This window comes from Pseudomonas sp. COR18, from assembly GCF_048568395.1.
In the GTDB taxonomy this organism is placed as follows: Bacteria; Pseudomonadota; Gammaproteobacteria; order Pseudomonadales; family Pseudomonadaceae; genus Aquipseudomonas; species Aquipseudomonas fuscovaginae_B.
In genome coordinates, this window is sequence record NZ_CP183808.1 from 2,729,508 (window position 1) to 2,753,133 (window position 23,626).

Sequence of the window (23,626 nt, forward strand, 5' to 3'; positions counted from 1 at the left end):
ATGGACATACTGATTCCCGGATTCGACATAGACGGCGAGATTGGCGAAGGCGCCATGGCCACCGTCTATCTGGCGACCCAACGGTCGCTGGAGCGCAAGGTGGCGCTGAAAGTCATGGCGGCCGCGCTGGCTGCCGACCCGACCTTCTGCGAGCGCTTCCTGCGCGAAGGTCGGACCCTGGCGCGGCTGTCGCACCCGCATACCGTGACCATCCACGATATCGGCAATGTCGGCGAGCTGTACTACATGGCCATGGAGTACCTGCCCAACGGCACGCTCAAGGAGCGCATCGCCGCCGGCCTGAGCCCGGAGCAGGGCGTGCAGTACATCCGCCAGATCGCCTCGGCACTGGGCTATGCCCATGCCCAGGGGCTGGTGCACCGCGACGTGAAGCCGGCCAACATCCTGTTCCGCGCCGACGGCACCGCGGTGCTCTCGGACTTCGGCATCGCCAAGTCGCTGGACGACCGCACCCAGTTCACCCAGGCCGGCTTCGCCGTCGGTACGCCGAGCTACATGAGCCCGGAACAGGCGCGCGGCCAGGAGATCGACGGCCGTGCCGACCTCTATGCCTTGGGCGTGGTGCTCTACGAAATCCTCGTCGGCAAGCTGCCCTACACCGGTACCGACGCGCTGTCGACGGCGCTGGCGCACCTCACCGAACCGCTGCCGGAACTGCCGATCCAGCACGGTCGCTACCAGCACATCCTGCAGCGGCTGCTGGCCAAGGATCCGGCGGAGCGCTTCGCCGACGCCGCGGCCTTGCAGGCGGCGCTGGACAATCTGCCGGCCGAGGAGGCGCTGGAGTCGACCCTGATCCAGCCCCTGGCCCTGCCCAAGGTGCCCGAGAAACCGGCGACCCCCGACCTGGGCGGGCTGACGCCGGTCTCGATCGAAATTCCCAACCCGCCGCCGGCGCAACCGGCCTCGCGGCCGACGCCCCAGCCCGCGCCACCACCGAGTCCGCAGCCGGTGCTGCGCGACGCTGGCGACTCGCAGCAGCGCCGTGGTCCGGTACTGGCCCTGCTGGCCGTCGCGGTGGCGGCGGCCATCGGCGTCGCCGGTGCCGGCTACTGGTGGCTGGGCAGTGACAAACCGCTGAAGGCGCCAGCGACCACCAGCACCACGCCGCCGGCGTCCGGCACGCCGGTGGCGGGGACTCCTGCCCTGTCGAGCACGCCGCCCGCCTCGGACAGGCCGGCAGACCCGGTGAGCACGACGCCGGTTGCCCAGGCTTCGCCGGGCGAGGCGGACGGTGGCAACCGCCCGTTGCTCATGGTCGGCAAGAAAACCCTGTTCCAGCGCGTGTTGAGCCAGCCCGGAGCGCAGTTGTACAACTCGCCCGGTGGCCAGGCCGACAAGGCGCTGCCGGCGTTCTCGGTGCTGTACGTCTACCAGCGCAAGACCGTCGACGGTGCGCCCTGGCTGCGCGTCGGTGCCGCCAGCGACGGGCGCAGTGAAGGTTGGCTGCCGGGCGCCAAGGTCAGCGAGTGGAAGCAGAGCCTGGTGCTCAAGTTCACCGAGCGCTCCGGGCGTGAGCCGGTGATGTTCCTGCGCGATGCCGCCGATATCGACAAGCTGCTGGCCAATCCGGCCTCGGCGAAGAACCTGTTGCTGAACGCGCAGAAGAATCCGGCCGACAACCAGCGGGTGCTGGCCCTGGAGCCGGCGGCCAGCGCGGTGCCGCAGAACCAGTTCTACCTGCTGCCGATCTTCGGTTCGCGGGAAAGCTTCGACGAAAACGGCCAGCCGGTGCAGTTGCTCAATGTCGCCTCGATCGACCCCGGCAGCACCCCGCAGAAAACCGCCAATGGCGCGGCACCGGTCGCGGCGGCGACGGACAAGTTCCGCACCGCGATCGTGCTGGTGGTCGACACGACGGTGTCGATGCAGCCCTACATCGACCAGGTCCGCGACGTGGTCCATGAACTGCAGAGCAAGATCGCCGAGCGCGGCGAGCTGGACAGCGTCAGCTTCGGCATGGTGGGCTTTCGCAACAGCATCCAGAAAACCCCTGGCCTTGAGTACCTGAGCAAGACCCTGATCACCCTCGACCAGGGCCGCGATCCCGAGCGTTTCCTGGAGTTGGCGCGGCAGGTCAAGGCCTCCACGGTGTCGAGCCATTCGTTCAACGAGGACTCGTTCGCCGGGATCATGCAGGCGGTCGACGGCATGGACTGGTCCGGCTACGGCGGGCGCCTGATCCTGCTGGTCAGCGACGCCGGTTCGCTGCGCAAGAACGACCCCTACAGCAGCACCCGGATGAACGAGGCGGAGATCCGCCAGGCGGCGCTGAGCAAGCAGATCAAGATTTATGCGCTGCACCTTCGCAGCGAGGCCGGCAAGAAGAACCACGCCTTCGCCGAGCAGCAGTACCGCACCCTGACCGCCGACGCCAACCCGAAGATCGGCGACCTTTACATCCCGGTCCAGGGCGGCGATGCGCACAAGCTCGGCGAGCGGGTCGAGGAGATCGGTTCGGTGTTCGCCAACCTGGTGCACCAGGTGCGCAGCAACCAGGCCCAGGCGGCGCCGTTGCTGGCTTCGGCACCGAGCCTGGCGGACAAGTCGGCGGCCATCGGTTATGCCATGCACATGGACTTCCTCGGTCGCAAGGGTGCCAGCCAGGCACCGCAACTGGTCAGCGCCTGGACCGCCGACCGCGACCTGACCAACCCGGCGCTGCCGGCGTTCCAGGTCTGCGTGATGCTGACCAAGCTGCAGCTCAACGACCTGCAGCAGTCGCTGAAGCTGATCGTCGATGCCGCCCGCAAGACCCAGAGCTCGCCGAAGGATTTCTTCCAGGAAATTGCCAGCGCCAGTGCCTACATGAGCCGCGACCCCTCGGCCCTGCGCAAGGGCGGCAACCTGGCCGATGGCGGAGTGCTCGGCGAATACCTCGAAGGCCTGCCGTACCGCAGCAAGTCGTTGAGCATGACCCAGGATCTGTGGCTGTCGCTCAGCGTGGCCGAACAGGAGGATTTCATCGACGAACTGGAGTCGAAAATCCGCCTCTACGAGACGTTCCACAACGATGTGGCCAACTGGGTCCGGTTCGGCGATGCCGAGCCGGGTGACGCGCTGTACCGCGTGCCATTGTCGACGCTGCCGTGATGATCAGCCTGCGCGACGTACGCAAGACGCGGGGTGAGGGTGCCCAGCGCTACAGCCTGGTGATCCCGCGCCTGAGTCTGGCGCCTGGGCAGCAGTGGGCGGTGGTCGGCCCCAGCGGCTGCGGCAAGAGTACCTTGCTCGACCTGCTGGCGCTGGTCTCGGCCCCTGACCGCGCCGGGTTGTTCGCCTTCGAGGGGCCCGCCGGCGCGCAGGATATTGCCGCGCTCTGGCGCGAAGGACGGCAGGACGTGCTGGCGCAACTGCGCAGCCGCTATCTCGGCTATGTGCTGCAGAGCGGCGGGCTGCTGGGCTTTCTCGACGTGCGCGGGAATATCGAGCTGTCGCGCAAGTTGCTGGGCATGGCCGACGACGGCAGCGTGCGGCGGCTGGCCGAGCAGTTGGAAATCGCCGATCAGTTGGACAAGAAACCCCAGGCCCTGTCGGTCGGCCAGCGTCAGCGGGTCGGCTGTGCCCGGGCCCTGGCCCATGCGCCGCGGCTGTTGCTGGCCGACGAGCCGACGGCCGCACTCGACCCGCTGAATGCCGGGCGGGTCATGCAATTGCTGCTCGGGCAGGTGGCGGAGCAGGGCGCCTGCTGCGTGATCGCCAGCCACGACGAAGCGCTGGTGCGCGACCTGGGCATGAACGTGCTGCGCATTGCCTGCCAGCGCGACGCCGATGGCGGCGTGACCGCGACCCTGGGAGGCCAGCCGTGATGCGCGCTTCGCTGGTGGCGGCCCTGGCCTGGCAGGACTACCGCGCCGATGCGCGGCTGTCGGCCTGCTCGGTGTTGGCCCTGGTGGCGGTGATCGCACCCCTGCTGGTGCTGTTCGGGCTCAAGTTCGGCCTGGTCAGCAGCCTGACCGAGCGCCTGGAGCGTGATCCGCTGGTGCGCGAGATCATTCCCCTGGGTGGCGGGCGCTTCGGCGCGGCCTACATCGCCGAGTTGGGGCGCCGCGACGACGTGGCGTTCGCCCTGCCGCGCACCCGGCAGATCGCCGCGACCGCCGACCTGTCGATCAGTCGCCAGGGCCCGGCGTTGAACGTCGAGATGCTGCCGACCGCCGAAGGCGACCCGTTGCTCGGCGGCCTGCCGGCGCCGACCGGGCTGGCGGCGATGCTGTTGAGCCATACCGCGGCGGAAAAGCTCGGGGTCAAGGCCGGTGACTGGCTCGAAGTGTCCTTCGGGCGTCAGGTGGCCGGCCGGGTGGAAAGCCAGCACACGCAGATCCAGGTGCAGGCGGTGCTGCCGCTGGAGGCCTTCGGTCGCGATGCGCTGTTCGCCCCGCTGGCGCTGCTGGAGGCTGCCGAGGATTATCGCGATGGCCGTGGTGTGCCGATGCTCGGCTGGAGCGGCGAGCCGGCCGGTTCCGCCGCGCAGCGGGTGTATCCGGCCTTCCGGCTGTACGCCCGCGAACTTGACGACGTCGAGCCGCTGCGCCGCTATTTCGCCGAACGTGGCCTGCTGGTCTCGACACAGGCCCAGACCATCGCCCAGGTGCAGTCGCTGAGTCGCAACCTGTCCATCGTATTCTGGATCATCGCCACCCTGGCCCTGGCCGGGGCCTTCGCGGCGATCTTCGCCGGCGCGCTGGCGGCGGTCGAGCGCAAGCGCCGCGAGCTGTCGGTGCTGCGCCTGCTCGGCCTGGGCACCGGCGCCCTGTTGCTGTTCGTGGTGCTGCAGGCGCTCTACAGCGGGTTGTTCGCCGCCGGCTTGAGTGTGCTGTTGTACGTCGTCGCGGAGCAGGGCCTGAATCATCTGTTCGTGCAGGTGGCCGGCGAATACGCCAGCCAGTTGCTAGGGCGCCATTACATGCTGGCACTTTTTTCGGTGTTGGCGGTCTGTGCTCTGGCTGCGGCCCTCGGTGGCTGGCGAGTGGCACAGATAGAAGCTTCGGAAGGAATCAGAGATGTTTAAGCTGCGCAGCGCGGCCTTCATGGTGTTGATCGGCTCCCTGGGCCTTGCTTCTCTGGGGGCAGGCGGCCTGGCGTGGGCCGACGACGACACCAACAAACTGGACAACCCCAAGCCGCTGAGCGGCGATATCAGCCTGCCGCTGCCGTGCGATGGCGAGATGGTGTTCCGCTACGTCTACATTCTCGCCCAAGGCACCCTGGACGACCGCGAGATCAGCCTCGGCTACCCGTTCAGCGAAGACGAACCGGGCTACAAGCAGTCGTTCATTTCCGGTTACCGCCGGGACTTCATCAATGGCCAGTTCACCCTCAAGGACCTGCCTGCCGATTGGCAGAAGGCGATCTCGCCGGCCCTGCCCAAGACCGATGCCGACTCGCCGTTGAAACCGATGTTCTATTTCATGGGCAAGTACCCGGTGACGGCGCGCCAGTACGCACTGGTCATGTCCCAGGCGCCCTCGCTGGCCAGTGGCGAACCGGCCCCGGCCTGCGAAGCGCCCGAGGGGATTGCCGGGCGCCTGCCCAAGGTCAAGGTGTCGCGCTTCGATGCCGAGCGTTTCTCCGCGGTCTACAGTGCCTGGCTGATGAAGTACCACCGTGACCGGCTGCCGGTCAGCGGTCGTGGCCGCTCGGCCGAGGACGGTGGCGCCGGTTTCGTTCGCCTGCCGACCGAGGTCGAGTGGGAGTACGCCGCCCGCGGTGCCCAGGCGGTCAGCCGCCAGGAACTGGAAGGCCGGTTGTTCCCGCGCCGGCAGCCGGGCAGTGACACGGACGGCCCGCTGTCCGACTATGCGGTGTTCAACCAGGTCGCCGGCGGCACCGGCCAGGCGCCACGGCTGATGCCGGTGGGCACCAAGCTGCCGAACCCGATCGGCCTGTTCGACGTGATCGGCAACGCTGCGCAGATGGTCCAGGAGTCGTTCCAGCTGGTTCATGCCGGGCGCCGCCAGGGCGCCTACGGCGGCTTCGTGGTCAAGGGTGGCAACTACCTGGAAGGCGAGGGCACGCTGTTCACCGGCATGCGCCGCGAGTACCCGCTGTTCGCCGCCGATGGTACCGAGCAGAGCAACGAGACCACCGGTTTCCGGGTCGCCATCGGCGCGCTGTCGGCGCCGCGCTCGCGCTACAAGGAGCTGTTCGAGCAGTGGCAGAAGGAGGGCCGCCTGGCTGCCCTGACCGATGCCATCGACGACGTCCAGGATCCGACCAAGCGCCTGGACAGCATCATTTCCGGCACCACCGACCCGCGGCTGCAGGCCGAACTGGGGCTGGTGAACGAAGAGCTCAAGCGCAACGTCTCGCTGATCGCCCGCCAGCGCGAGGAAGCGGCCGGCAACCTGATCCAGTCGGCGGCGCTGGTGGCCGAAACCGTCAACAACTACAACATCCGCCTGACCAACCTGAAGAAGAGCCGCCAGCAGGCCGTCGACGCCAAGGACGAGGCCAGCGCCGCGCTGTTCGCCACCGCCATCGACAACGGCACCAGCGCGCTGGACGGCGCGGTGGCGATCTACATCGACAACCTGGCAACGGCCACGCGGTACACCGATGCGGTGATCCAGGCGCAGTTCCAGCGGGTCAAGGAAGAACTCAGTCGCAAACCCGTGCTCGGCAACAGCCTGGTGGCACGGGCGACCCTGTTCGTTCGTCATGTCGGCGATTATCGCAAGCAGCAGCGGGCCGACCCGGCGACGATCTTGAAAGCGTTACTCGCATCCAACGCCCAGAAGCCCTGAGTGTTGGGAATCCGGCGAGTGTAGAGGGGATCCGGGCGGTAGGTGCCGCATCGGCCAAGTCAAACCAAGAAAGGAAACATGAACATGATTTTCTCCAGCAAACCCCTTGTTTCAACCTCGCGGTGCCGCGCCGCGCTGTGGGTTGCCGCCGGATTCAGCACCGTGCTGATGGGCGGTTGCGCCACCTCGCCAACCTCCAAGGTCGGCGCCAGCACCAAGGTCGAGTACTACCCGACCTGCTACGAGCCGGTGCAGCACCTGCGTGCCACCGATTCGGACATGACCCGCTCCATCGCCACCGGTGCGGTGCTCGGTGCCCTGGGCGGCGCCGCGCTCGGCGCGCTGACCGGCGACGATTCGAGCAAGCGCGGCCGTAACGCCGCCATTGGCGCCGCGGGCGGCGCGCTGGCCGGTGGTGCGGCGGGCTACTACACCGAGAAGCAGAAGCAGATCGCCGACGACAAGCAGCGCATCAGCTCCTATGCCGGCGACATCAGCAAGAGCGCGGCCGAGATGGATCGCAACACGGCTTATGCCCGTGCTTCGCAGAGCTGCTACCAGCGTGAGTTCGCCAACCTGGTCTCGGCCCGCAAGGCCAAGACCATCGGCGATGCCGAAGGTCGCAAGCGCCTGGCGGAAATCGTCGCCGGCCTGAAGGAGTCCAATGACCTGATCGTCGCGGTCAACGGTCGCAACGCCGAAGACCTGAACAACTACACCCAGGCCTACGAGCAGGACCTTCGCCAGGTGGGTGTGCAGCGCACCGACGTGGTCACCGTGGCGACCGCGGATACCGATCCGGTGGTCGCACCGACCACCGCCAAGACCAAGGGCAAGAAGCCGCCCGTGAAGGTCGCCAAGAAGCAGCTGCCGACGGTGCCGAGCGAAGCGGTCGCCACCGAGAAGACCCTGCAGGACGCCAATGCCAAGAAAGCGGCGAGCCAGGAAGTCGCCACCGCCGGCCAGTCGCAGGTCAACAGCATGTGCAAGAACCCGGACCTGGGCGACTGGGCTCCGGTCCCTTGCCCGAACGTCTGAGTGACTGCCTGGTCACGAACGTGCTGATATAAGTGGCAAACGCCAGCCGATCTTCTTGCAAACAAGGAGATCGGTGGCGTTCTTCGAACAAACCGCTACACTGCGCCGGCCCTTTCATTTTTCTGCCGAGGCGTTGTGCATGAAATTCCGTTTTCTTCTCTGGGCGATGGGCCTGCTGATGGCCCGGGCCAGTCGCAATAACCCCGCGTTCCAGCAGCAACTGGCCGACAAGGCGCTGGTGTTCCAGCTGCAGACCCTGGACGGCAGGATCGCCCGTCACTTCATCGTCAGGGACCTGCGTATCAGCAGCAAGTCCGGAACCCATCCGGAGCCGGCGTTCGCCATCGGCTTCAAGGATGCCGCGTACGGCTTCGCCACGTTGCAGGCGAAGAACAAGCAACTGGCGTTCATGACGGGGATTCAGGACAAGTCGATCCAGATCAAGGGCAATCCGGCCCTGGTGATCTGGTTCCAGGGGCTGACCAAGTACCTCAAGCCGAAGAAAAAGAAGGCCTGAAGCGTCACCTCTCTTGATCGTTCCCACGCTCCGCGTGGGAATACAGCCCGTGACGCTGTGCGTCACAAGAGCGGACGCCGAGCGTGGGAACGATCGGTGTCCGGGTCTGCAGTCGTCGGGGGATTCAGTGCTGGCTGAACTGCGAAGCCAGTTCGCGCAGCAGTACTTCGGCTTCGAGCACCTTGTTCACCACGTCCTCGGCCTTGTCGCGGCTCAGGCCCAGGCGATCGAGCAGGGCGTCGGGGATTTCTTCGTCCGGCCCGGAACCGATGTTGCGGCTGCGCAGCAGGCGCACCGCCAGGCACACCAGGTTCGGATACTCGGCATACACGCCATCGTAGTGCGGGTCGTGCTGGAAGCGCAGGGCGGTGGCCAGTTCGTCCGGCATGTCCCAGTAGCGCATCAGCCAGGCGCCGATCTGCTCGCGGCTGATACCCAGCAGATGCTGCTCGACATAGCTGTGGCACAGGTGCGGGTTGACCTCCAGGTGCCGGCAGATCAGCGAGAAATGCGGCGGGAACACGTGGGCCAGCAGCAGGTAGCCGAAGTTGTGCAGCAGGCCGGCCAGGTAGGTCAGGCCGGCTTCCGGGCGCTGGGTGCGCGGCATGGCGCGGGTCAGGCCCTCGATCACCGCGGCGGTGTAGATCGATTGCTGCCAGTACGGCGTGCTGTGCTGTGGCTGGTCCTTGGGCAGGCTCAGGGTCTTGCCCAGGGCCAGGCCGAGCGCCAGGTTGATCACCAGGTCGAAACCCAGCACCCGTACGATCGCGTCTTCCACCGAGCGGATCTTGCCCGGCGAGGCGTAGTACGGTGACGCTGCCCAGCTCACCACCTGGGCGGCCAGGGCCGGGTCGGTCTCGACCACGCCGGTGATGTCGTCGATGGTTGCGTCAGGGTCGACCCGCAGCTTGATGATCTTCTGCGCAGTCTCCGCCAGCGGTGGAATCTCGATGGTCGCTTCCAGGCGCTGCTGGATGCGCCGGGCGGTAAATACCTGGACCGCCTGGGTGATTTCCTTGCGATCGTCGTCCGGACGGTCGAGGTTCGGACGAATGTTGCCCAGGGCTTCGCCGAAGCTGGCGGCGCTGGCCTTGGTAAGCATGCTCCTGAAGTCGTCGGTGGCGATTTCCAGCAGCAGGCCGGTTTCGCCGGAGTTGATCAGCAGGCTCGGCTCGCGCAGCAGCTGTTCTTCGTACAGGCAGGGCGAACTGGTCAGCGCCGGCAGGCCGGGCAACAGGTGCAGGCTGTGCTTGCCGAGCATGCGCTCCAGGCGTTCGGTCGACACCGCCGTCAGGCGCCGACCGGTGAGTTCGGCCAGGCGGTTGAGGTCGAGCAGTTGGTTCTGCGGGAACAGCACCATGAGCGCACCGACTGCGTCATCGAGCAGCACCGCCTGAACCTTGCGCGCCGCCGGCAGACTCGGGGAGTCGGTGACTTCACGGTAGTTGATGGCGAGCTTGTCGAGCAGCATTCGAACCACAGACGGGGTGTGCGGGGTTGCATCGATGAGGGCAACTTCAGTCATGGTCTGTATCCGGCTTCCTACAATTTCAGCAGTATAACCAGCTTGTCCCGGTCATTGGTCCACGAAATGTGAGGTCTATCACACTTGGCCGTATTGTTGGCCGTGGCGCAGCCAGCGTTCCAGCAGCGGGCTGACGTGCTGCGGCCAGCGTGCCAGCAGGGCTTGAGCCGCATCGCGCACGGCCGGAAGCAGGTCGGCGTCGCGCATCAGGTCGGCGACCTTGAACTGCAGCAGCCCGGTCTGGCGAGTGCCGAGCATTTCCCCGGGACCGCGCAGCTCCAGGTCCTTTTCGGCGATGACGAAGCCATCGTTGGTCTCGCGCATGATCCCCAGGCGCTGGCGGCCGATCTGCGACAGTGGCGGGTGGTAGAGCATCACGCAGTGGCTGACGGCGCTGCCGCGACCGACCCGACCGCGCAACTGGTGCAACTGCGCCAGGCCCAGGCGTTCGGGGTTCTCGATGATCATCAGGCTGGCGTTGGGCACGTCGACACCGACTTCGATCACCGTGGTGGCGACCAGCAGTTGCAGGTTGCCGACCTTGAATTCGGCCATCACCGCGGCTTTCTCCGCGGCTTTCATGCGCCCGTGGATCAGCCCGACCCGCAGTTCGCCGAGGGCGGCGGTCAGCTCTTCGAAGGTGGTCTCGGCGGCCTGGCAGGTCAGTTCCTCGGACTCCTCGATCAGCGTGCAGACCCAGTAGGCCTGCCGCCCTTCGGCGCAGGCGGCGCGGACCCGCTCCACCACCTCGAAGCGCCGGCTGTCGGCGACCAGCACGGTGTTCACCGGCGTCCGGCCGGGTGGCAGTTCGTCGAGGATCGAGGTGTCGAGATCGGCGTAGGCGCTCATCGCCAGCGTGCGCGGGATCGGTGTGGCGGTCATGATCAGCTGGTGCGGGCACATCTGCCCGCCAACGCCTTTCTGGCGCAACGCCAGGCGCTGCTGGACGCCGAAGCGGTGCTGCTCGTCGATGATCACCAGGGCCAGGTTCCTGAACTGCACTTCGTCCTGGAACAGGGCGTGGGTGCCGACCACCATCGGTGTACCGTTGGCGATCTGTTCGAGGGCGTTGGCGCGGGCCTTGCCCTTGAGCTTGCCGGCCAGCCAGGCGGTTTCGATGCCCAGCGGTGCCAGCCAGCGCTGGAAATTGATGAAATGCTGCTCGGCAAGAATCTCGGTCGGCGCCATCAGCGCCACCTGGTAGCCGGCTTCCAGCGCCTGCAGGGCGGCCAGGGCGGCGACTACGGTCTTGCCCGCGCCGACATCGCCCTGGATCAGTCGCAACATCGGCTCGGGCTGGCTGAGGTCATAGGCGACCTCGTTGCCCACCCGCTGCTGGGCGCCGGTCGGCGGGAAACCGAGGTTGGCGAGAAACTGTGCGGGCAGCCTGCGCGCTTTCGGTAGCGCCGGGGCACGCAGGGCCCGCAGGCTTTCGCGCAGGCGCTGCTGGGACAGTTGGTGAGTGAGCAATTCTTCGAAGGCCAGCCGATGCTGGGCCCAGTGGTGACCGAGGGCGAGTTCCTCGACGTCGGCATCGGCCGGCGGCTGGTGCAGGTAACGGATCGCATCGTCCAGCGGTGCCAGCTGGTAGTCGCTGGCCAACTCCCGCGGCAGCCAGTCCGGCAGGCTGCGCGGGCCGAGCATGGCCAGGCTCTGCTGGCTCAGCAGGCGCAGGCGTTGCTGGGTCAGGCCCTCGGTCAGCGGGTAGATCGGCGTCAGGGTCTGGTCCACCGGCGGTGGCTCGTCGCCGGTCAGCGCGCGGTATTCCGGGTGGTAGATTTCCAGCCCCGAAGCGCCGGGGCGGGCCTCACCGTAGCAGCGCACATGGGTGCCGCGCTTGAGGCCTTCCTTCTGGGCGTTGCTGAAGTGGTAGAAGCGCAGGCTCAGGCTGCCGGTGCCGTCATTGAGGCGCACCAGCAGGCTGCGGCGCTTGCCCATGACCACATCGGCGCCGCTGACCACGCCCTCGATCACCGCGTCCTGGCCGGGGCGCAGGGCGCCGATGGGAACCACGCGGGTGCGGTCCTGGTAGCGCAGGGGCAGGTGGAACAGTACATCCTGGATGGTTTCCAGGCCGACCCTGGCCAGTTTCTCGGCCATGGCTTCGCCGACACCCTTGAGTGCCGTGACTGAGACCTGCGACAGCTCGGTCACGGCATTCAGCTCGCAACGGGCGGCTTGGCCACCGAGCACAGGCGGATCGAATCGGCGAGGATCTCGATCGCCTTGGGTCGCGGGAAGCTGGCGCGCCAGGCGATGGCCACGGTGCGGAACGGTGTCGGCGGCGTCAGCGGACGCACCTCGATGACGCCGGGCGCATAGTGATGGCTGTCCACGGCCGACAGCGGCAGTACCGATACGCCCAGGCCCGAGGCCACCATGTGGCGGATGGTTTCCAGCGAACTGGACTCGACCGTGGTGTGCTTGGACGCTTCGGTGCCCTTGCCCAGGGTCGGGCAGGCTTCGAGGACCTGGTCGCGGAAGCAGTGGCCTTCGCCGAGCAGCAGCAGGCTCTTGTCGTTGAGCAGGGTACTGTCGATGGTTTCCTTGCGGGTCCAGGGGTGCGTGGCCGGCATCAGCACGTAGAACGGCTCGTCGTACAGCGGCAGGGTCAGCACATCGGCCTCGTTGAACGGCAGGGCGATGATCACCGCGTCCAGTTCGCCGTTGCGCAGCTTGTCGCGCAGCACGTGGGTGAAGTTTTCCTCGATGTACAACGGCATCTGCGGGGCGACCCGGTGCAGTTGCGGGATCAGGTGCGGGAACAGGTACGGGCCGACGGTGTAGATCGCGCCGACCTTCAGCGGCGCGGTCAGCTGGTTCTTCCCGGCCTGGGCCAGCTCACGGATGCCCTGGGCCTGTTCCAGGACCTTCTGGGCCTGGGCCACGATGCTTTCGCCAACCGGCGTCAGGCGCACGGCACTCTTGCTGCGCTCGAAAATCAGTACGCCCAGCTCGTCTTCCAGCTTCTTCACGCCCACTGACAGCGTCGGCTGGCTGACATGGCAGCGCTCGGCCGCGTGGCCGAAGTGCTGCTCTTGGGCGAGGGTAACGATGTAGCGTAATTCTGTCAGGGTCATAGTGGGCGTCCATGAAGTTGCCAACCAAGCATAACGGCTGCAATCGATAGACGCACGTTATCAGGTGAAGGTTTGGTGAAGATTGTCGTCAATGTCGATCGGAGGGGGCGGCAGGGAGGCACTGTGGAAGCCCGCTCCCACAAGGGGCGAGCCAAAGCCGCTGTCAGTTTCTATATGAAAAAAGGAAGAATCCCACGGGTTGCGTGGGATTCGGGAAGGGCTAGCGGTTGCGCTTGTCGATCGAGTAGACGAAGGGCGCAACGATCTCGATGCTGCCGTTGGTCAGCATGTCGGCCGGCGGCTTGGGCAGCGGCTGGGCACGACGGATCATTTCCAGGGTGGCCCGGTCCAGGTCGGCGTTGCCCGAACGGCCCACCAGTTCGTACGAGAGCACCTTGCCTTCGGCGTCGACGACGAAGCGCAGACGGTTCAGGCCTTCCTTGCCGCGCGACTGGGCGGCAGGCGGGTACTTCTTGTACTTGCCCAGGTGCGCCAGCAGGGTGCCTTCCCAGCTGGCCTTGGCAGCGAGCTGCTGGGGCGATGGGCCCGGTGCCGGCGCCGCGGATTTCTCCGGCGGGCGGGTGGTCGGCGGCTCCTCGGAAGGTTTCTCCTCTTCCTTGGGCTTTTCCTTCTCCGGTTCCTTCTTCACTTCCGGCTTGGGCGGCTGTGGCTTGGGTTTGGGCTTGACCGGCTTGGGGACCGAGATCGTCGGTTTCGGTGCCTCGGCCAGCTTCGGCAGCGGCAGCTCTTCCTCCGGCTCCGGCGGCTTCGGCGGGGTCACCACCTTGGGCGGGGCCGGTGGGGGCGGCGCGGGCGGCAGCGGGGCCAGCTCGACCATCATCGCCTGCGGCGGCAGTTCGATCGGCTTGGACACCGACCAGTTCAGGGCGGCGAGGATCGCCACCGCGTGAACGCCCAGCACCAGGGCCAGGCTACCGCCGTAACGCGTCAGTTTTTGGCGCGTCGTGATCATTTCTTGGCTGCCGTCTCAAGTCCGACCAGGCCGACCTTCAGGTAACCGGCCGCGCGCAGCGCGTCCATGACGTGCATCAGGTCGCCGTAGTCCACACCCTTGTCGGCCTGGAAGAAGATGGTGGTGTCCTTCTTGCCATGGGTCTTGGCGTCCAGGGCCGGGCCCAGGGACTCGGCCTTGACCTCTTCCTCGCCGAGGAACAGCTTCTGGTCGGCCTTGACGCTGAGGAACACCGGTTTCTCGGGCCGTGGCGACGGCTTGGCGGTCGAGGCCGGCAGGTCAACCTTGATGTCCACGGTGGCGAGGGGCGCCGCCACCATGAAGATGATCAGCAGTACCAGCATCACGTCGATGAACGGCGTGACGTTGATTTCGTGGTTCTCGGACAGCTCGTCGTCCGCGCCTTCCTTCAAATGCAGACCCATGGCGGATTAACCTACCTTGACCATGTGCGGCTGGCTGGCGCGCTCGGACGGCAGGTGGTCCAGGTCACGGCTGACCAGCAGCAGAACCTGGGCCGAAGCGTCGGAAACCTGGGCCTTGTAGCCGGCGATGGAGCGGGCGAAGACGTTGTAGATGACCACCGCCGGAATGGCGGCGACCAGGCCGAGGGCAGTCGCCAGCAGGGCTTCGGCGATACCCGGGGCAACCACGGCGAGGTTGGTGGTCTGGGTCTTGGCGATGCCGATGAAGCTGTTCATGATGCCCCATACGGTACCGAACAGACCGACGAACGGTGCGGTGGAGCCGATGGTGGCCAGTACGCCGGTGCCGCTGCTCATGTTGCGGCCGCAGGCGGCCACCAGTCGCTCCAGGCGGAAGCTGACGCGTTCCTTGATACCTTCCTTCTCGCGGCTGTTGGCCGACAGACGCATTTCCTCGAGGGCATCGTGCACCAGCAGGTTGGCCAGGGTACCTTCCTTGGCGGCGGTGGCGCTGGCGTCCTTGAGAGTGACAGCTTTCTTCAGGCTGGCGATTTCACCGCGCAGGCGACGCTTGGCGCCCAGCAGTTCGAAGCCCTTGGCGATCCAGATGGTCCAGGTGATGATCGAGGCGATGGCCAGGCCGATCATGACCAGCTTCACGATGATGTCGGCGTTCTGGTACATGCCCCACGGAGACAGGTCGTGGGACATGCCCAGGCTGTTGCCTTCGGCTGGCAGTGCGTCGGCATCGGAGGCCTCGGCCGGGGCGGCGTTCTCCACGGGGGCCTGGTCGGCCGCGATCGGCGCGGTCGCGGCCGGTGCTGCTGCGGTGGCGGCCGGTGCGGCGTGGTTGGTCGGCTCATCGGCGAATGCGGCGGTCGGGGCCAGCAACAGGCTGAACAGCACCGCTGCCACCGAGCGCCAGACGCGCGACGGGCTGTGGAACTGGGTTGGCGAGGCGGAGGAGTGAATGCGTGTCATGCTGGCCGGACCTGAGCGAAGTAAAAGTGGGTCTTGTCCTTCCAGGCCTCGTTGGGCCGAGAACAAATGGGTGGTCATTATTGCAAGTAATTCTTGTTAACAGAAGTAATAGAGTATCTTTTTTTCTTCGATTGCTGGCCGTTCGTCCATTCCTGACGCTAGGCTGTGGCCCTTTGCGTGGAGGTTTCCGATGTCCGCTCCTTCTGTTCTGATTGCCGGCTGCGGGGATGTCGGTTCTCGCCTGGCCAGCCAACTGCTGGGCCGGGGCTGGCAGGTCTACGGTCTGCGCCGCTCGATTTCCCGTCTGCCGGAGGGCGTGCAGGGGGTGGCGGGCGATCTGTTCAGTGCGCAGCGCCCTGCGGGCTGGCCGACCGGTTCACTGGACTATGTGGTGTATTGCGCGGCGGCGACCGAGCACGACGAGGCCGGCTATCGGGCGGCCTATGTCGACGGTCTGCGGCATGTCCTGGGCTGGCTCGGGGAGTCCGGGCAGCGGCCGCGGCGGCTGTTGTTCGTCTCCAGCAGCAGCGTCTACGTGCAGCAGCAGGGCGAGTGGGTGGATGAAACGTCGGCGACCGAAGCCGAGGGTTACTCCGGGCGATTGATGCTCGAGGCCGAGCAACTGGCACTCGACAGTGGCATTGCGGCGAGCCGGGTGCGCCTGACCGGGATCTACGGGCCGGGCCGCGAGTGGCTGCTGACTCAGGTGCGCCGGGGTTATCGGGTGGCTGTCGAGCCACCGCTCTACGGCAATCGCATTCATGCCGACGACGCGGCCGGGTTGCTGGCATTCCTGCTGGAGGCCGATCGGGCGGGCCGGGTGCTGGAGGATTGCTACATCGGTGTCGATGATGCGCCAGCTCCGTTGGCCGAGGTGGTGGCCTGGTTGCGCGAATACCTGGGGGTCACCGAATGGGATGCCGAGGCCAGCGTGCGTCGTACTGGCAGCAAGCGTTGCAGCAACGCCCGGGCACGGGCGCTGGGCTGGGTTCCGCGTTATCCCAGTTATCGCGAGGGGTATGCGGCGATTCTCGAAGGGCGCTGAAAGCTTCGTCGGCAAGCCCGCTCCCACAGGAGCCTGGCTTGCCAGGCCTTGAGTGCGTCTTCGTCGGCAAGTCGGGCTCCTACAGGAACGGTGTTGTCACTTTTCCAGTAGCCACTGGCGATTGCCGGGATAGAGCTGTGGCTTCTCGTCGGCGGCCGCCGAGTTCAGCGCCTGGAAGATCTCCAGTTGCTTGCCCTTGCGGACGAAGATCCAGGCATTGCCGCGGTCGCCCTGCTGCAGCCAGATGCTGTCGTTGTCGCCGCTCATCGAGGCGCAGTCGCCCGCCAGGCACAAGGCGTAGCGGTCGGCGCCCGGCAAACCTTCGAGGCGTCCGTCCGGAAGGAATTTCACCTCGCTGCCTTCACCCGGGCCACTGGCGATTTTCCAGTCGCCGCCCATGAACGCCGAATACAGCGCCTGCTCGAAGCTGGCACCGACCGGGGCGTTGGCCGGCAGTTCGGTCGGGGCGCGGACGAACGGCTGCTCGGGCTCGTAATCGCTGGCGCCCTGGATCAGCTCCTTGCCGTCGCGGGCCAGCGAGGTGCCGGCGCTGCCATAGAAGTCGACATGCCACTGCTTGCCATCGGCACGCACTTGCCCTTCAGGGCGCTCGAAACCGTTGCTGTATTTGGCCTGGCCGGTGCGGGTGTCGACACTCCACTCCAGGTTCGGCCCATAAGTGGCCAGGGCTTCGCGCAGGCTGCCCTTTTTCACGGCCGCGTCGATGGCGGCCTGGTTGATCCAGGTGCCGCTGACGTCATATTTGGCGGGATCGCTGGCGCAACCGCCAAGCAGGAGGGCGAACAGCGGGAGGGCTAGCGCTTTGCGCATGGTGAAATCCTTGCAGGCGAGGCTGGCGCGCTGTCGGGGGTCGCGCCAGGCAGTGCGGTGTGGTTCCGGGGGCTTATTCGATGACCAGGACGGCGTCCATCTCGACTTGCGCGCCGCGTGGCAGCGAGGCAACGCCGATGGCGGCTCGCGCCGGGTACGGCTGTTCGAAGTACTTGCCCATGATCTCGTTGACCTTGGCGAAGTGGCTCAGGTCGGTGAGAAAGATGTTCAGCTTGACGATGTCCCGGAACGAGCCGCCGGCGGCTTCGGCCACGGCCTTGAGGTTCTCGAACACCTGCACGGTCTGGGCCTCGAAGCCTTCCACCAGTTCCATGGTCCTGGGGTCCAGGGGAATCTGGCCGGACATGTACACGGTGTTGCCGGCCTTGATCGCCTGGGAGTAGGTGCCGATGGCGGCAGGGGCCTTGTCGGTGCTGATAACGCTCTTGGTCATGAATGACTCCTTGTAATGTCCGGCCGCGGGAGGCTACGCACGCATGCGGGTGATGCGGATCACTCCGGCCAGGGCGCGCAGTTTCTTGATCACCCGGGCCAGGTGCACGCGGTCGTGCACGCTGACCACCAGTTGGACCACGCTGATGCGACCATCGCGTTCGTCCATGCTGATCTTCTCGATATTGCCGTCGGCCGCGTTGACGCTGCTGGCCAGCAGGGCGATCAGGCCGCGCTGGTGTTCCAGTTCGACGCGCAGCTCGACGTTGAATTCGCCGGTGACATCCTTGGCCCAGGAGAGCTGGATGCATTTTTCCGGGTTGTGGCGGATTTCGCTGATATTGCGACAGTTTTCCAGGTGCACGACCATGCCCTTGCCCGCCGACAGGTGGCCGACGATCGGGTCGCCCGGAATCGGCGTGCAGCACTTGGCATAGCTGAGCACCAGGCCTTCGGTGCCGCGAATCGCCAGCGGGCCCTCGGGGCTCGGCAGCTGTTCGCCCTCGCCCAGCATGCGTCGGGCCACCACGTAGGCCATGCGGTTGCCCAGGCCGATGTCCTCGAGCAGGTCCTCGATCAACTCCAGGCGGTACTCGTGGAGGATCGATTGCACGCGCTCGGCCGGAATCCTGTCCAGGGCACTGTCGAAACCGTTGAGCACCTTGTTCAGCAGGCGCTCGCCGAGGGCGATGGATTCCGAGCGGCGTTGCAGCTTCAGGGCGTGGCGGATATGGGTACGGGCCTTGCCGGTGACCACGAAGTTGAGCCATGCCGGGTTCGGCCGGGCGCCGGGGGCGCTGACGATCTCGACCGTGGAGCCACTTTGCAGCGGTTCGGACAGCGGGGCGAGACGGCGATTGATCCGACAGGCAATACAGCTGTTGCCCACGTCGGTGTGCACCGCGTAGGCGAAGTCGACCGCCGTGGAGCCCTTGGGCAGCTCCATGATCCGGCCCTTGGGCGTGAACACGTAGACCTCGTCCGGGAACAGGTCGATCTTCACGCTCTCGATGAATTCCAGGGAGTTGCCCGCGCGTTGCTGCATCTCCAGCACGCCCTTGACCCACTGGCGGGCGCGGGCATGGGTGCCCTTGGGCTGCTCGTCGCCGCTGGACTTGTACAGCCAGTGGGCGGCGATGCCGTTGTTGGCCATCTCTTCCATTTCGCGGGTGCGGATCTGGATCTCGATCGGTACGCCGTGCATGCCGAACAGCGTGGTATGCAGCGACTGGTAGCCGTTGGCCTTGGGAATCGCGATGTAGTCCTTGAAACGGCCGGGCAGCGGCTTGTACAGGTTGTGCACGGCGCCGAGCACGCGATAGCAGGTGTCGACCTTGTCGACGATGACCCGGAACGCATAGACGTCCATGATCTCGTTGAAGGCCCTGCGCTTGCCGCGCATCTTCTTGTAGATGCCGTAGAGGTGTTTCTGCCGGCCGCTGACTTCGCCCTGGATACCGTCCACCGCCAGGCAGTGGCTCAAGGATTCCTCGATCTTGTTGACGATTTCCTTGCGGTTGCCGCGGGCGCGCTTGACCGCCTGGTAGATGCGCGCCGAGCGCATCGGGTGCATGGCCTTGAAGCCCAGGTCCTCGAACTCGATACGCACCGCGTGCATGCCCAGGCGGTTGGCGATGGGCGCGTAGATCTCGAGGGTTTCCTTGGCGATGCGCCGGCGTTTTTCCCCGGACAGCACTTCCAGTGTGCGCATGTTGTGCAGGCGGTCGGCGAGCTTGACCAGGATCACGCGGATATCGCGGGCCATGGCCATGGCCATCTTCTGGAAGTTTTCCGCCTGGGCTTCGGCCTTGGTCTCGAAGTTCATCTGGGTCAGCTTGCTGACCCCGTCGACCAGTTCGGCCACGGTCTCGCCGAACTGCGCCTGCAGCGCTTCCTTGGCGATCCCGGTGTCTTCGATCACGTCATGCAGCATCGCGGCCATCAGGCTCTGATGGTCCATGTGCATGTCGGCAAGAATGCTAGCCACCGCCAGCGGGTGCGTGACGTAGGCTTCGCCGCTGCGACGGCGCTGGCCGTCGTGGGCTTGTTCGGCGTAGAAGTACGCCCGGCGGACCAGGTTGACCTGGTCGGCACCGAGGTAGGTCGATAAGCGATCGGCGAGGACGTCTATGCTCGGCATGAGGTTTCCCCCGGCCGAAGCCTTGTACCCTGCGCCGTGCTACGTCGACCAGGCATAGGCTTAGACGGCCTCGTTGGACTCGTCCTCGAAAGCCGCGAACAGAGGTTCGTCTTCGACGATCTCCTCGTTGGCGATCATTTCGTAGTTCACCAGGCCTTCGGCGATTTCACGCAGGGCAACGACGGTAGGCTTGTCGTTTTCCCATGCCACTTTCGGCTCTTTGCCGCCGGTCGCCAGTTGACGAGCACGCTTGGTGGAGAGCATGACCAGCTCGAAACGGTTATCCACGTGTTCTAGGCAGTCTTCAACGGTTACGCGGGCCATGGTGTTCCTCGTAGCAAATGCGGTAGGCGGGCTGCCCGGATGGGCGAGCGGACTCAACAGTTTAAAAAATCACCAGCGATTAGGGAAGCGCTGTTTTTTTCAGCAGAGATTCCGTTGCGCCACAAGGTGCAATGTAAAGCCCTTGCGACGCTTTTGGAAAGTCTTTGTTTCAGGCCAGCAACTCGCTCAACAGGGCGGCATGCTGCTGTTGCTGCGGCTGCTGTTGCAGCCGGTTGGCGCGGAAGATCGCCTTGAGATCGTCCAGGGCGTGGGCGAAATCGTCGTTGATGATCAGGAAATCGTACTCGACGTAGTGGCTCATTTCGCTGACCGCTTCGCGCATCCGGCCTTCGATGATTTCGTCGCTGTCCTGGCCGCGGTTGTTCAGGCGCTGGCGCAGGGCCTGCTGGCTCGGCGGCAGGATGAAGATCGAGCGGGCCTGGGGCATCTGCCGGCGGACCTGCTGGGCGCCTTGCCAGTCGATCTCCAGGATCAGGTCGTGGCCGGCGTCGAGGGTCTGCTGCAGGCTGCTCTGGGAGGTGCCGTAGAGGTTGCCGAAGACTTCGGCCTGTTCGAGGAAGTCGCCCTGTTCGGTCAGGCGCACGAACTCGGCGCGGTCGACGAAGTGGTAGTTCACTCCGTTGGTCTCGCCCGGGCGCATGGCGCGGGTGGTGTGCGAGACCGACACGCGGATCTGCGGCTGGGCGTCGATCAGGGCCTTGACCAGGCTGGTCTTGCCTGCGCCCGACGGTGCGGAAATGATGTAGAGGGTGCCAGTGCTTTGGGTCATGTCGGGGTAGCCTTACTCGATATTCTGTACTTGTTCGCGCATCTGTTCGATCAACACCTTGAGGTTGACCGCGGCGGCGGTGCTGCGCGGGTCGAAGGCCTTGGAGCCCAGGGTGTTGGCTTCGCGGTTGAGCTCCTGCATCAGGAAGTCCAGGCGCCTTCCGGCGGCACCGCCGGACTTGAGCACCCGGCGTACTTCGATGATGTGGGTGCTCAGGCGGTCGAGCTCTTCGGCGACGTCGCTCTTCTGCGCCAGCAGGACCATTTCCTGTTCCAGGCGCAGCGGGTCCAGTTCGGCCTGCATGTCGGCGAAGCGGTCGAGAATCTTCTGGCGCTGGGTAGCGAGCATCTGCGGCACCTGCTCGCGCAGGGTGGCGACATCTTCCTCGATCGCGGCCAGGCGCTCGTTGATCAGGCGGGCCAGTTCCGCACCTTCGCGCTCGCGACCTTTCCTGAGTTCTTTCAAACCGTCGGCGAACAGGGCCAGGGCCTGGTTGTTCAGGGCCTGCGGGTCGCTGGCGTCGGCCACCAGCACGCCGGGCCAGGCCAGGACTTCCAGCGGGTTCAGGGCAGCCGGCTGCTTGATCAGGCTGGCGACGGTCTCGGCGGCGGCGATCAGTTGCGTGGCGCGCTCGCGGTCGATCTGCAGCGGCTGGCCGCCGGTTTCCTCGGTGTAGCGCAGGGTGCATTCCAGCTTGCCGCGGGACAGGCCCTGGCGCAGGGCTTCGCGCACGGCGCCCTCGAGGTCGCGGAACGATTCCGGCAGGCGCAGGTGCGGTTCCAGGTAGCGGCTGTTGACCGAGCGCAGCTCCCAGCTCAGGGTGCCCCGGGTTCCGGCACTTTCGACACGGGCGAAGGCGGTCATGCTATGGACCATGGAAGTACCTCGCTGTTCGGGCCTGCCGACGTTGTCGGGCGGGCCTGATGGGTAGATTGAAGCCGACTGGCAGCAAAGGCGCAGGATTGTAGCGCAGTGTGGCGGGCAGGACGAAGGTCTCCTGCCCTGTGGTTGGGTTGTAGAAGCCGGAAGTATGCTGTTGGATTTTTAGAAGTGCCCAGCGCCGGCCATGACCTCTATAATGCCGGGTAGATTTCCGTCCCTGTACAGGTATTCCCAGATGAAACGTCCAAGTGGTCGCGCCGCCGATCAGCTTCGCTCGATCCGCATCACCCGCAACTACACCAAACACGCCGAGGGATCTGTACTGGTCGAGTTCGGCGACACCAAAGTGATCTGCACGGTCAGCGTCGAGAATGGGGTGCCGCGCTTCCTCAAGGGGCAGGGCCAGGGTTGGCTGACCGCCGAGTACGGCATGTTGCCGCGGGCGACCGGTGAGCGCACCCAGCGCGAAGCCAGCCGTGGCAAGCAAGGTGGCCGGACCCTGGAGATCCAGCGTCTGATCGGGCGTTCGCTGCGCGCAGCGCTGGACATGTCCAAGCTCGGCGACATCACCCTGTATGTCGACTGCGATGTGATCCAGGCCGATGGCGGCACCCGCACGGCGTCGATCACCGGCTCCATGGTGGCGCTGGCCGACGCGCTGAAGGTGATCAAGAAGCGCGGTGGCCTCAAGGCCGGTAACCCGCTCAAGCAGATGATCGCCGCCGTGTCGGTGGGCATGTACCAGGGCGAGCCGGTGCTGGACCTGGACTACCTGGAAGACTCCGCTGCCGAAACCGACCTGAACGTGGTGATGACCAGCACGGGCGGTTTCATCGAAGTGCAGGGCACCGCCGAAGGTGCGCCGTTCCAGCCTGAAGAGCTGAATGCGATGCTGGAGCTGGCGAAGAAGGGCATGGGCGAGATTTTCGAATTGCAGAACGCCGCCCTGGCTGACTGAACGGTACGAGCAGATGCAAAAAAGCCGACAGGATGTCGGCTTTTTTGTGGGCGCTGTCCAGGTTCCCGCCGGGACCCTGTCTCACTGGCTCAGATGGTCAGCGTCCAGTCGTAGTCCACGATCAGCGGCGCGTGCTGCGAGAAGCGCGGCTGGCGTGGCAGGCGGGCGCTGCGCACGGAGCGACGCAGACCCGGCGTCAGGATCTGGTAGTCGAAACGCCAGCCGAGGTTGAGCATCTCGGCTTGTTCGTTATCCGGCCACCAGCTGTACTGGTCACCTTCACGGCTGACTTCGCGCAGGGCGTCGACATAGCCCATGTTGCCGAGAATTTCGTCCATCCAGGCCCGTTCCGGAGCCAGGAAGCCCGGAGACTGCTGGCTGTCGCGCCAGTTCTTGATGTCGAGCTTCTGTTGCGCCACGTACAGCGAGCCGCAATAGATGTATTCACGACGTTTGCGCCGCTGCTTGTCCAGATAGCGGGCGAAGTCGTCCATGAGCTTGAACTTCTGGTTCAAGTCTTCATCGCCGTTCTGCCCTGATGGAAGCAGCAAGGTCGCGATGCTGACCTTGTCGAAATCGGCTTGCAGGTAGCGCCCGTAGCGGTCCGCCGTCTCGAAACCGAGACCGCTGATGACGGCCTTCGGTTGCAACCGCGAGTACAGAGCCACGCCACCCTGGGCGGGGACTTCGGCATCGCAGGCATAAAGGAAGTAGCCATCCAGTTGGAAGGCTGGATCATCCAGTTCAAAGGCGGAGGCGCGGGTGTCCTGCAGGCAGATGACGTCGGCATTCTGGGCTTGCAGCCAACTGAGCAAACCGCGCTCGACTGCAGCCTGAATACCATTGACGTTCACACTGATGATCCGCATAAATGGCCCCAAAAATCACGTGCGTGTA

21 protein-coding genes are annotated in these 23,626 nt (G+C 65.6%); 8 read left to right on the forward strand and 13 right to left on the reverse strand.

Annotated elements, in window-relative coordinates; genetic code table 11:
• From ACM62G_RS12515 to ACM62G_RS12540, 6 genes are all read left to right on the forward strand, one after another.
• Positions 1–3,114 carry a protein kinase domain-containing protein gene (locus tag ACM62G_RS12515; protein WP_419737241.1) on the forward strand — a complete coding sequence of 1,038 codons (3,114 nt, stop codon included), beginning with the start codon at positions 1–3 and terminating at the stop codon, positions 3,112–3,114.
• Positions 3,114–3,830, forward strand: a complete 717-nt coding sequence (locus ACM62G_RS12520; protein WP_419737242.1) for an ABC transporter ATP-binding protein — start codon at positions 3,114–3,116, stop codon at positions 3,828–3,830. The genes ACM62G_RS12515 and ACM62G_RS12520 overlap by 1 nt, the downstream gene beginning before the upstream one ends.
• A complete protein-coding gene (locus ACM62G_RS12525; protein WP_054063487.1) occupies positions 3,830–5,032 on the forward strand; it encodes an FtsX-like permease family protein in 1,203 nt (400 codons plus the stop codon). Before ACM62G_RS12520 ends, ACM62G_RS12525 begins: the two co-directional genes overlap by 1 nt.
• Complete coding sequence (locus ACM62G_RS12530; protein WP_301600283.1) at positions 5,025–6,767, forward strand: SUMF1/EgtB/PvdO family nonheme iron enzyme; 1,743 nt, start codon at positions 5,025–5,027, stop codon at positions 6,765–6,767. The genes ACM62G_RS12525 and ACM62G_RS12530 overlap by 8 nt, the downstream gene beginning before the upstream one ends.
• Before the next feature lie 84 nt (positions 6,768–6,851).
• Positions 6,852–7,805: a type VI secretion system-associated lipoprotein TagQ gene (gene tagQ, locus ACM62G_RS12535; RefSeq protein ID WP_273820084.1), complete on the forward strand. Its 954-nt coding sequence runs from the start codon at positions 6,852–6,854 to the stop codon at positions 7,803–7,805.
• Positions 7,806–7,944: 139 nt separating this feature from the next.
• The gene (locus ACM62G_RS12540; protein ID WP_054061280.1) at positions 7,945–8,322 is read left to right on the forward strand and encodes a hypothetical protein; all 378 of its coding nucleotides are present in this window, start codon (positions 7,945–7,947) and stop codon (positions 8,320–8,322) included.
• A 124-nt stretch (positions 8,323–8,446) separates the two neighbouring features.
• Here the strand turns inward: ACM62G_RS12540 and ACM62G_RS12545 are convergent, their stop codons facing one another.
• The 6 genes from ACM62G_RS12545 to exbB all read right to left on the reverse strand — a co-directional run bounded on the left by ACM62G_RS12545 (position 8,447) and on the right by exbB (position 15,306).
• Positions 8,447–9,847, reverse strand: a complete 1,401-nt coding sequence (locus ACM62G_RS12545; protein WP_054061279.1) for an aminoacyl-tRNA deacylase and HDOD domain-containing protein — start codon at positions 9,845–9,847, stop codon at positions 8,447–8,449.
• 78 nt (positions 9,848–9,925) lie between these two features.
• Positions 9,926–12,001 carry an ATP-dependent DNA helicase RecG gene (recG, locus tag ACM62G_RS12550; RefSeq protein WP_054063505.1) on the reverse strand — a complete coding sequence of 692 codons (2,076 nt, stop codon included), beginning with the start codon at positions 11,999–12,001 and terminating at the stop codon, positions 9,926–9,928.
• 5 nt (positions 12,002–12,006) lie between these two features.
• Positions 12,007–12,927: a hydrogen peroxide-inducible genes activator gene (locus ACM62G_RS12555; RefSeq protein WP_054061278.1), complete on the reverse strand. Its 921-nt coding sequence runs from the start codon at positions 12,925–12,927 to the stop codon at positions 12,007–12,009.
• A 220-nt stretch (positions 12,928–13,147) separates the two neighbouring features.
• Positions 13,148–13,900 (reverse strand): energy transducer TonB family protein, encoded by a 753-nt coding sequence (locus ACM62G_RS12560; RefSeq protein WP_054061277.1) that lies wholly within the window; start codon positions 13,898–13,900, stop codon positions 13,148–13,150.
• A complete protein-coding gene (exbD, locus tag ACM62G_RS12565) occupies positions 13,897–14,325 on the reverse strand; it encodes a TonB system transport protein ExbD (RefSeq protein ID WP_054061276.1) in 429 nt (142 codons plus the stop codon). The genes ACM62G_RS12560 and exbD overlap by 4 nt, the downstream gene beginning before the upstream one ends.
• Positions 14,326–14,331: 6 nt before the next feature.
• Positions 14,332–15,306: a tonB-system energizer ExbB gene (gene exbB / locus ACM62G_RS12570; protein ID WP_273819932.1), complete on the reverse strand. Its 975-nt coding sequence runs from the start codon at positions 15,304–15,306 to the stop codon at positions 14,332–14,334.
• A gap of 190 nt (positions 15,307–15,496) precedes the next feature.
• Between exbB and ACM62G_RS12575 the strand changes: the two genes are divergently transcribed.
• Complete coding sequence (locus ACM62G_RS12575; protein ID WP_054056354.1) at positions 15,497–16,351, forward strand: SDR family oxidoreductase; 855 nt, start codon at positions 15,497–15,499, stop codon at positions 16,349–16,351.
• Positions 16,352–16,447: 96 nt separating this feature from the next.
• On the opposite strand, the gene ACM62G_RS12580 is transcribed toward ACM62G_RS12575, so the two are convergent.
• The 6 genes from ACM62G_RS12580 to ACM62G_RS12605 all read right to left on the reverse strand — a co-directional run bounded on the left by ACM62G_RS12580 (position 16,448) and on the right by ACM62G_RS12605 (position 21,765).
• Positions 16,448–17,182, reverse strand: coding sequence for a hypothetical protein (locus ACM62G_RS12580; RefSeq protein ID WP_419737243.1), 735 nt, complete (start codon positions 17,180–17,182; stop codon positions 16,448–16,450).
• Between the two features lie 73 nt (positions 17,183–17,255).
• Positions 17,256–17,636: a RidA family protein gene (locus ACM62G_RS12585; RefSeq protein WP_273819933.1), complete on the reverse strand. Its 381-nt coding sequence runs from the start codon at positions 17,634–17,636 to the stop codon at positions 17,256–17,258.
• A gap of 33 nt (positions 17,637–17,669) precedes the next feature.
• Positions 17,670–19,775, reverse strand: coding sequence for a bifunctional GTP diphosphokinase/guanosine-3',5'-bis pyrophosphate 3'-pyrophosphohydrolase (gene spoT / locus ACM62G_RS12590; protein WP_419737244.1), 2,106 nt, complete (start codon positions 19,773–19,775; stop codon positions 17,670–17,672).
• A gap of 60 nt (positions 19,776–19,835) precedes the next feature.
• A complete protein-coding gene (gene rpoZ / locus ACM62G_RS12595) occupies positions 19,836–20,099 on the reverse strand; it encodes a DNA-directed RNA polymerase subunit omega (RefSeq protein WP_026144814.1) in 264 nt (87 codons plus the stop codon).
• A gap of 169 nt (positions 20,100–20,268) precedes the next feature.
• Complete coding sequence (gene gmk, locus ACM62G_RS12600; RefSeq protein WP_054056358.1) at positions 20,269–20,889, reverse strand: guanylate kinase; 621 nt, start codon at positions 20,887–20,889, stop codon at positions 20,269–20,271.
• A gap of 12 nt (positions 20,890–20,901) precedes the next feature.
• Positions 20,902–21,765: a YicC/YloC family endoribonuclease gene (locus tag ACM62G_RS12605; RefSeq protein ID WP_054056359.1), complete on the reverse strand. Its 864-nt coding sequence runs from the start codon at positions 21,763–21,765 to the stop codon at positions 20,902–20,904.
• Positions 21,766–22,006: 241 nt separating this feature from the next.
• Here ACM62G_RS12605 and rph point away from each other — a divergent pair, with 241 nt between their 5' ends.
• Positions 22,007–22,729, forward strand: a complete 723-nt coding sequence (gene rph / locus ACM62G_RS12610; RefSeq protein WP_054056360.1) for a ribonuclease PH — start codon at positions 22,007–22,009, stop codon at positions 22,727–22,729.
• Between the two features lie 89 nt (positions 22,730–22,818).
• Here the strand turns inward: rph and ACM62G_RS12615 are convergent, their stop codons facing one another.
• The gene (locus ACM62G_RS12615) at positions 22,819–23,598 is read right to left on the reverse strand and encodes an exodeoxyribonuclease III (protein WP_017901686.1); all 780 of its coding nucleotides are present in this window, start codon (positions 23,596–23,598) and stop codon (positions 22,819–22,821) included.
• Positions 23,599–23,626: the final 28 nt, after the last annotated feature.

Coding starts and splice junctions, on each gene's coding strand:
- ACM62G_RS12515 (WP_419737241.1), top strand. CDS start 1: ATGGACATACTGATTCCCGGATTCGACATAGACGGCGAGATTGGCGAA.
- ACM62G_RS12520 (WP_419737242.1), top strand. CDS start 3,114: ATGATCAGCCTGCGCGACGTACGCAAGACGCGGGGTGAGGGTGCCCAG.
- ACM62G_RS12525 (WP_054063487.1), top strand. CDS start 3,830: ATGCGCGCTTCGCTGGTGGCGGCCCTGGCCTGGCAGGACTACCGCGCC.
- ACM62G_RS12530 (WP_301600283.1), top strand. CDS start 5,025: ATGTTTAAGCTGCGCAGCGCGGCCTTCATGGTGTTGATCGGCTCCCTG.
- tagQ (WP_273820084.1), top strand. CDS start 6,852: ATGATTTTCTCCAGCAAACCCCTTGTTTCAACCTCGCGGTGCCGCGCC.
- ACM62G_RS12540 (WP_054061280.1), top strand. CDS start 7,945: ATGAAATTCCGTTTTCTTCTCTGGGCGATGGGCCTGCTGATGGCCCGG.
- ACM62G_RS12545 (WP_054061279.1), bottom strand. CDS start 9,847: ATGACTGAAGTTGCCCTCATCGATGCAACCCCGCACACCCCGTCTGTG.
- ACM62G_RS12555 (WP_054061278.1), bottom strand. CDS start 12,927: ATGACCCTGACAGAATTACGCTACATCGTTACCCTCGCCCAAGAGCAG.
- ACM62G_RS12560 (WP_054061277.1), bottom strand. CDS start 13,900: ATGATCACGACGCGCCAAAAACTGACGCGTTACGGCGGTAGCCTGGCC.
- exbD (WP_054061276.1), bottom strand. CDS start 14,325: ATGGGTCTGCATTTGAAGGAAGGCGCGGACGACGAGCTGTCCGAGAAC.
- exbB (WP_273819932.1), bottom strand. CDS start 15,306: ATGACACGCATTCACTCCTCCGCCTCGCCAACCCAGTTCCACAGCCCG.
- ACM62G_RS12575 (WP_054056354.1), top strand. CDS start 15,497: ATGTCCGCTCCTTCTGTTCTGATTGCCGGCTGCGGGGATGTCGGTTCT.
- ACM62G_RS12580 (WP_419737243.1), bottom strand. CDS start 17,182: ATGCGCAAAGCGCTAGCCCTCCCGCTGTTCGCCCTCCTGCTTGGCGGT.
- ACM62G_RS12585 (WP_273819933.1), bottom strand. CDS start 17,636: ATGACCAAGAGCGTTATCAGCACCGACAAGGCCCCTGCCGCCATCGGC.
- spoT (WP_419737244.1), bottom strand. CDS start 19,775: ATGCCGAGCATAGACGTCCTCGCCGATCGCTTATCGACCTACCTCGGT.
- rpoZ (WP_026144814.1), bottom strand. CDS start 20,099: ATGGCCCGCGTAACCGTTGAAGACTGCCTAGAACACGTGGATAACCGT.
- gmk (WP_054056358.1), bottom strand. CDS start 20,889: ATGACCCAAAGCACTGGCACCCTCTACATCATTTCCGCACCGTCGGGC.
- ACM62G_RS12605 (WP_054056359.1), bottom strand. CDS start 21,765: ATGGTCCATAGCATGACCGCCTTCGCCCGTGTCGAAAGTGCCGGAACC.
- rph (WP_054056360.1), top strand. CDS start 22,007: ATGAAACGTCCAAGTGGTCGCGCCGCCGATCAGCTTCGCTCGATCCGC.
- ACM62G_RS12615 (WP_017901686.1), bottom strand. CDS start 23,598: ATGCGGATCATCAGTGTGAACGTCAATGGTATTCAGGCTGCAGTCGAG.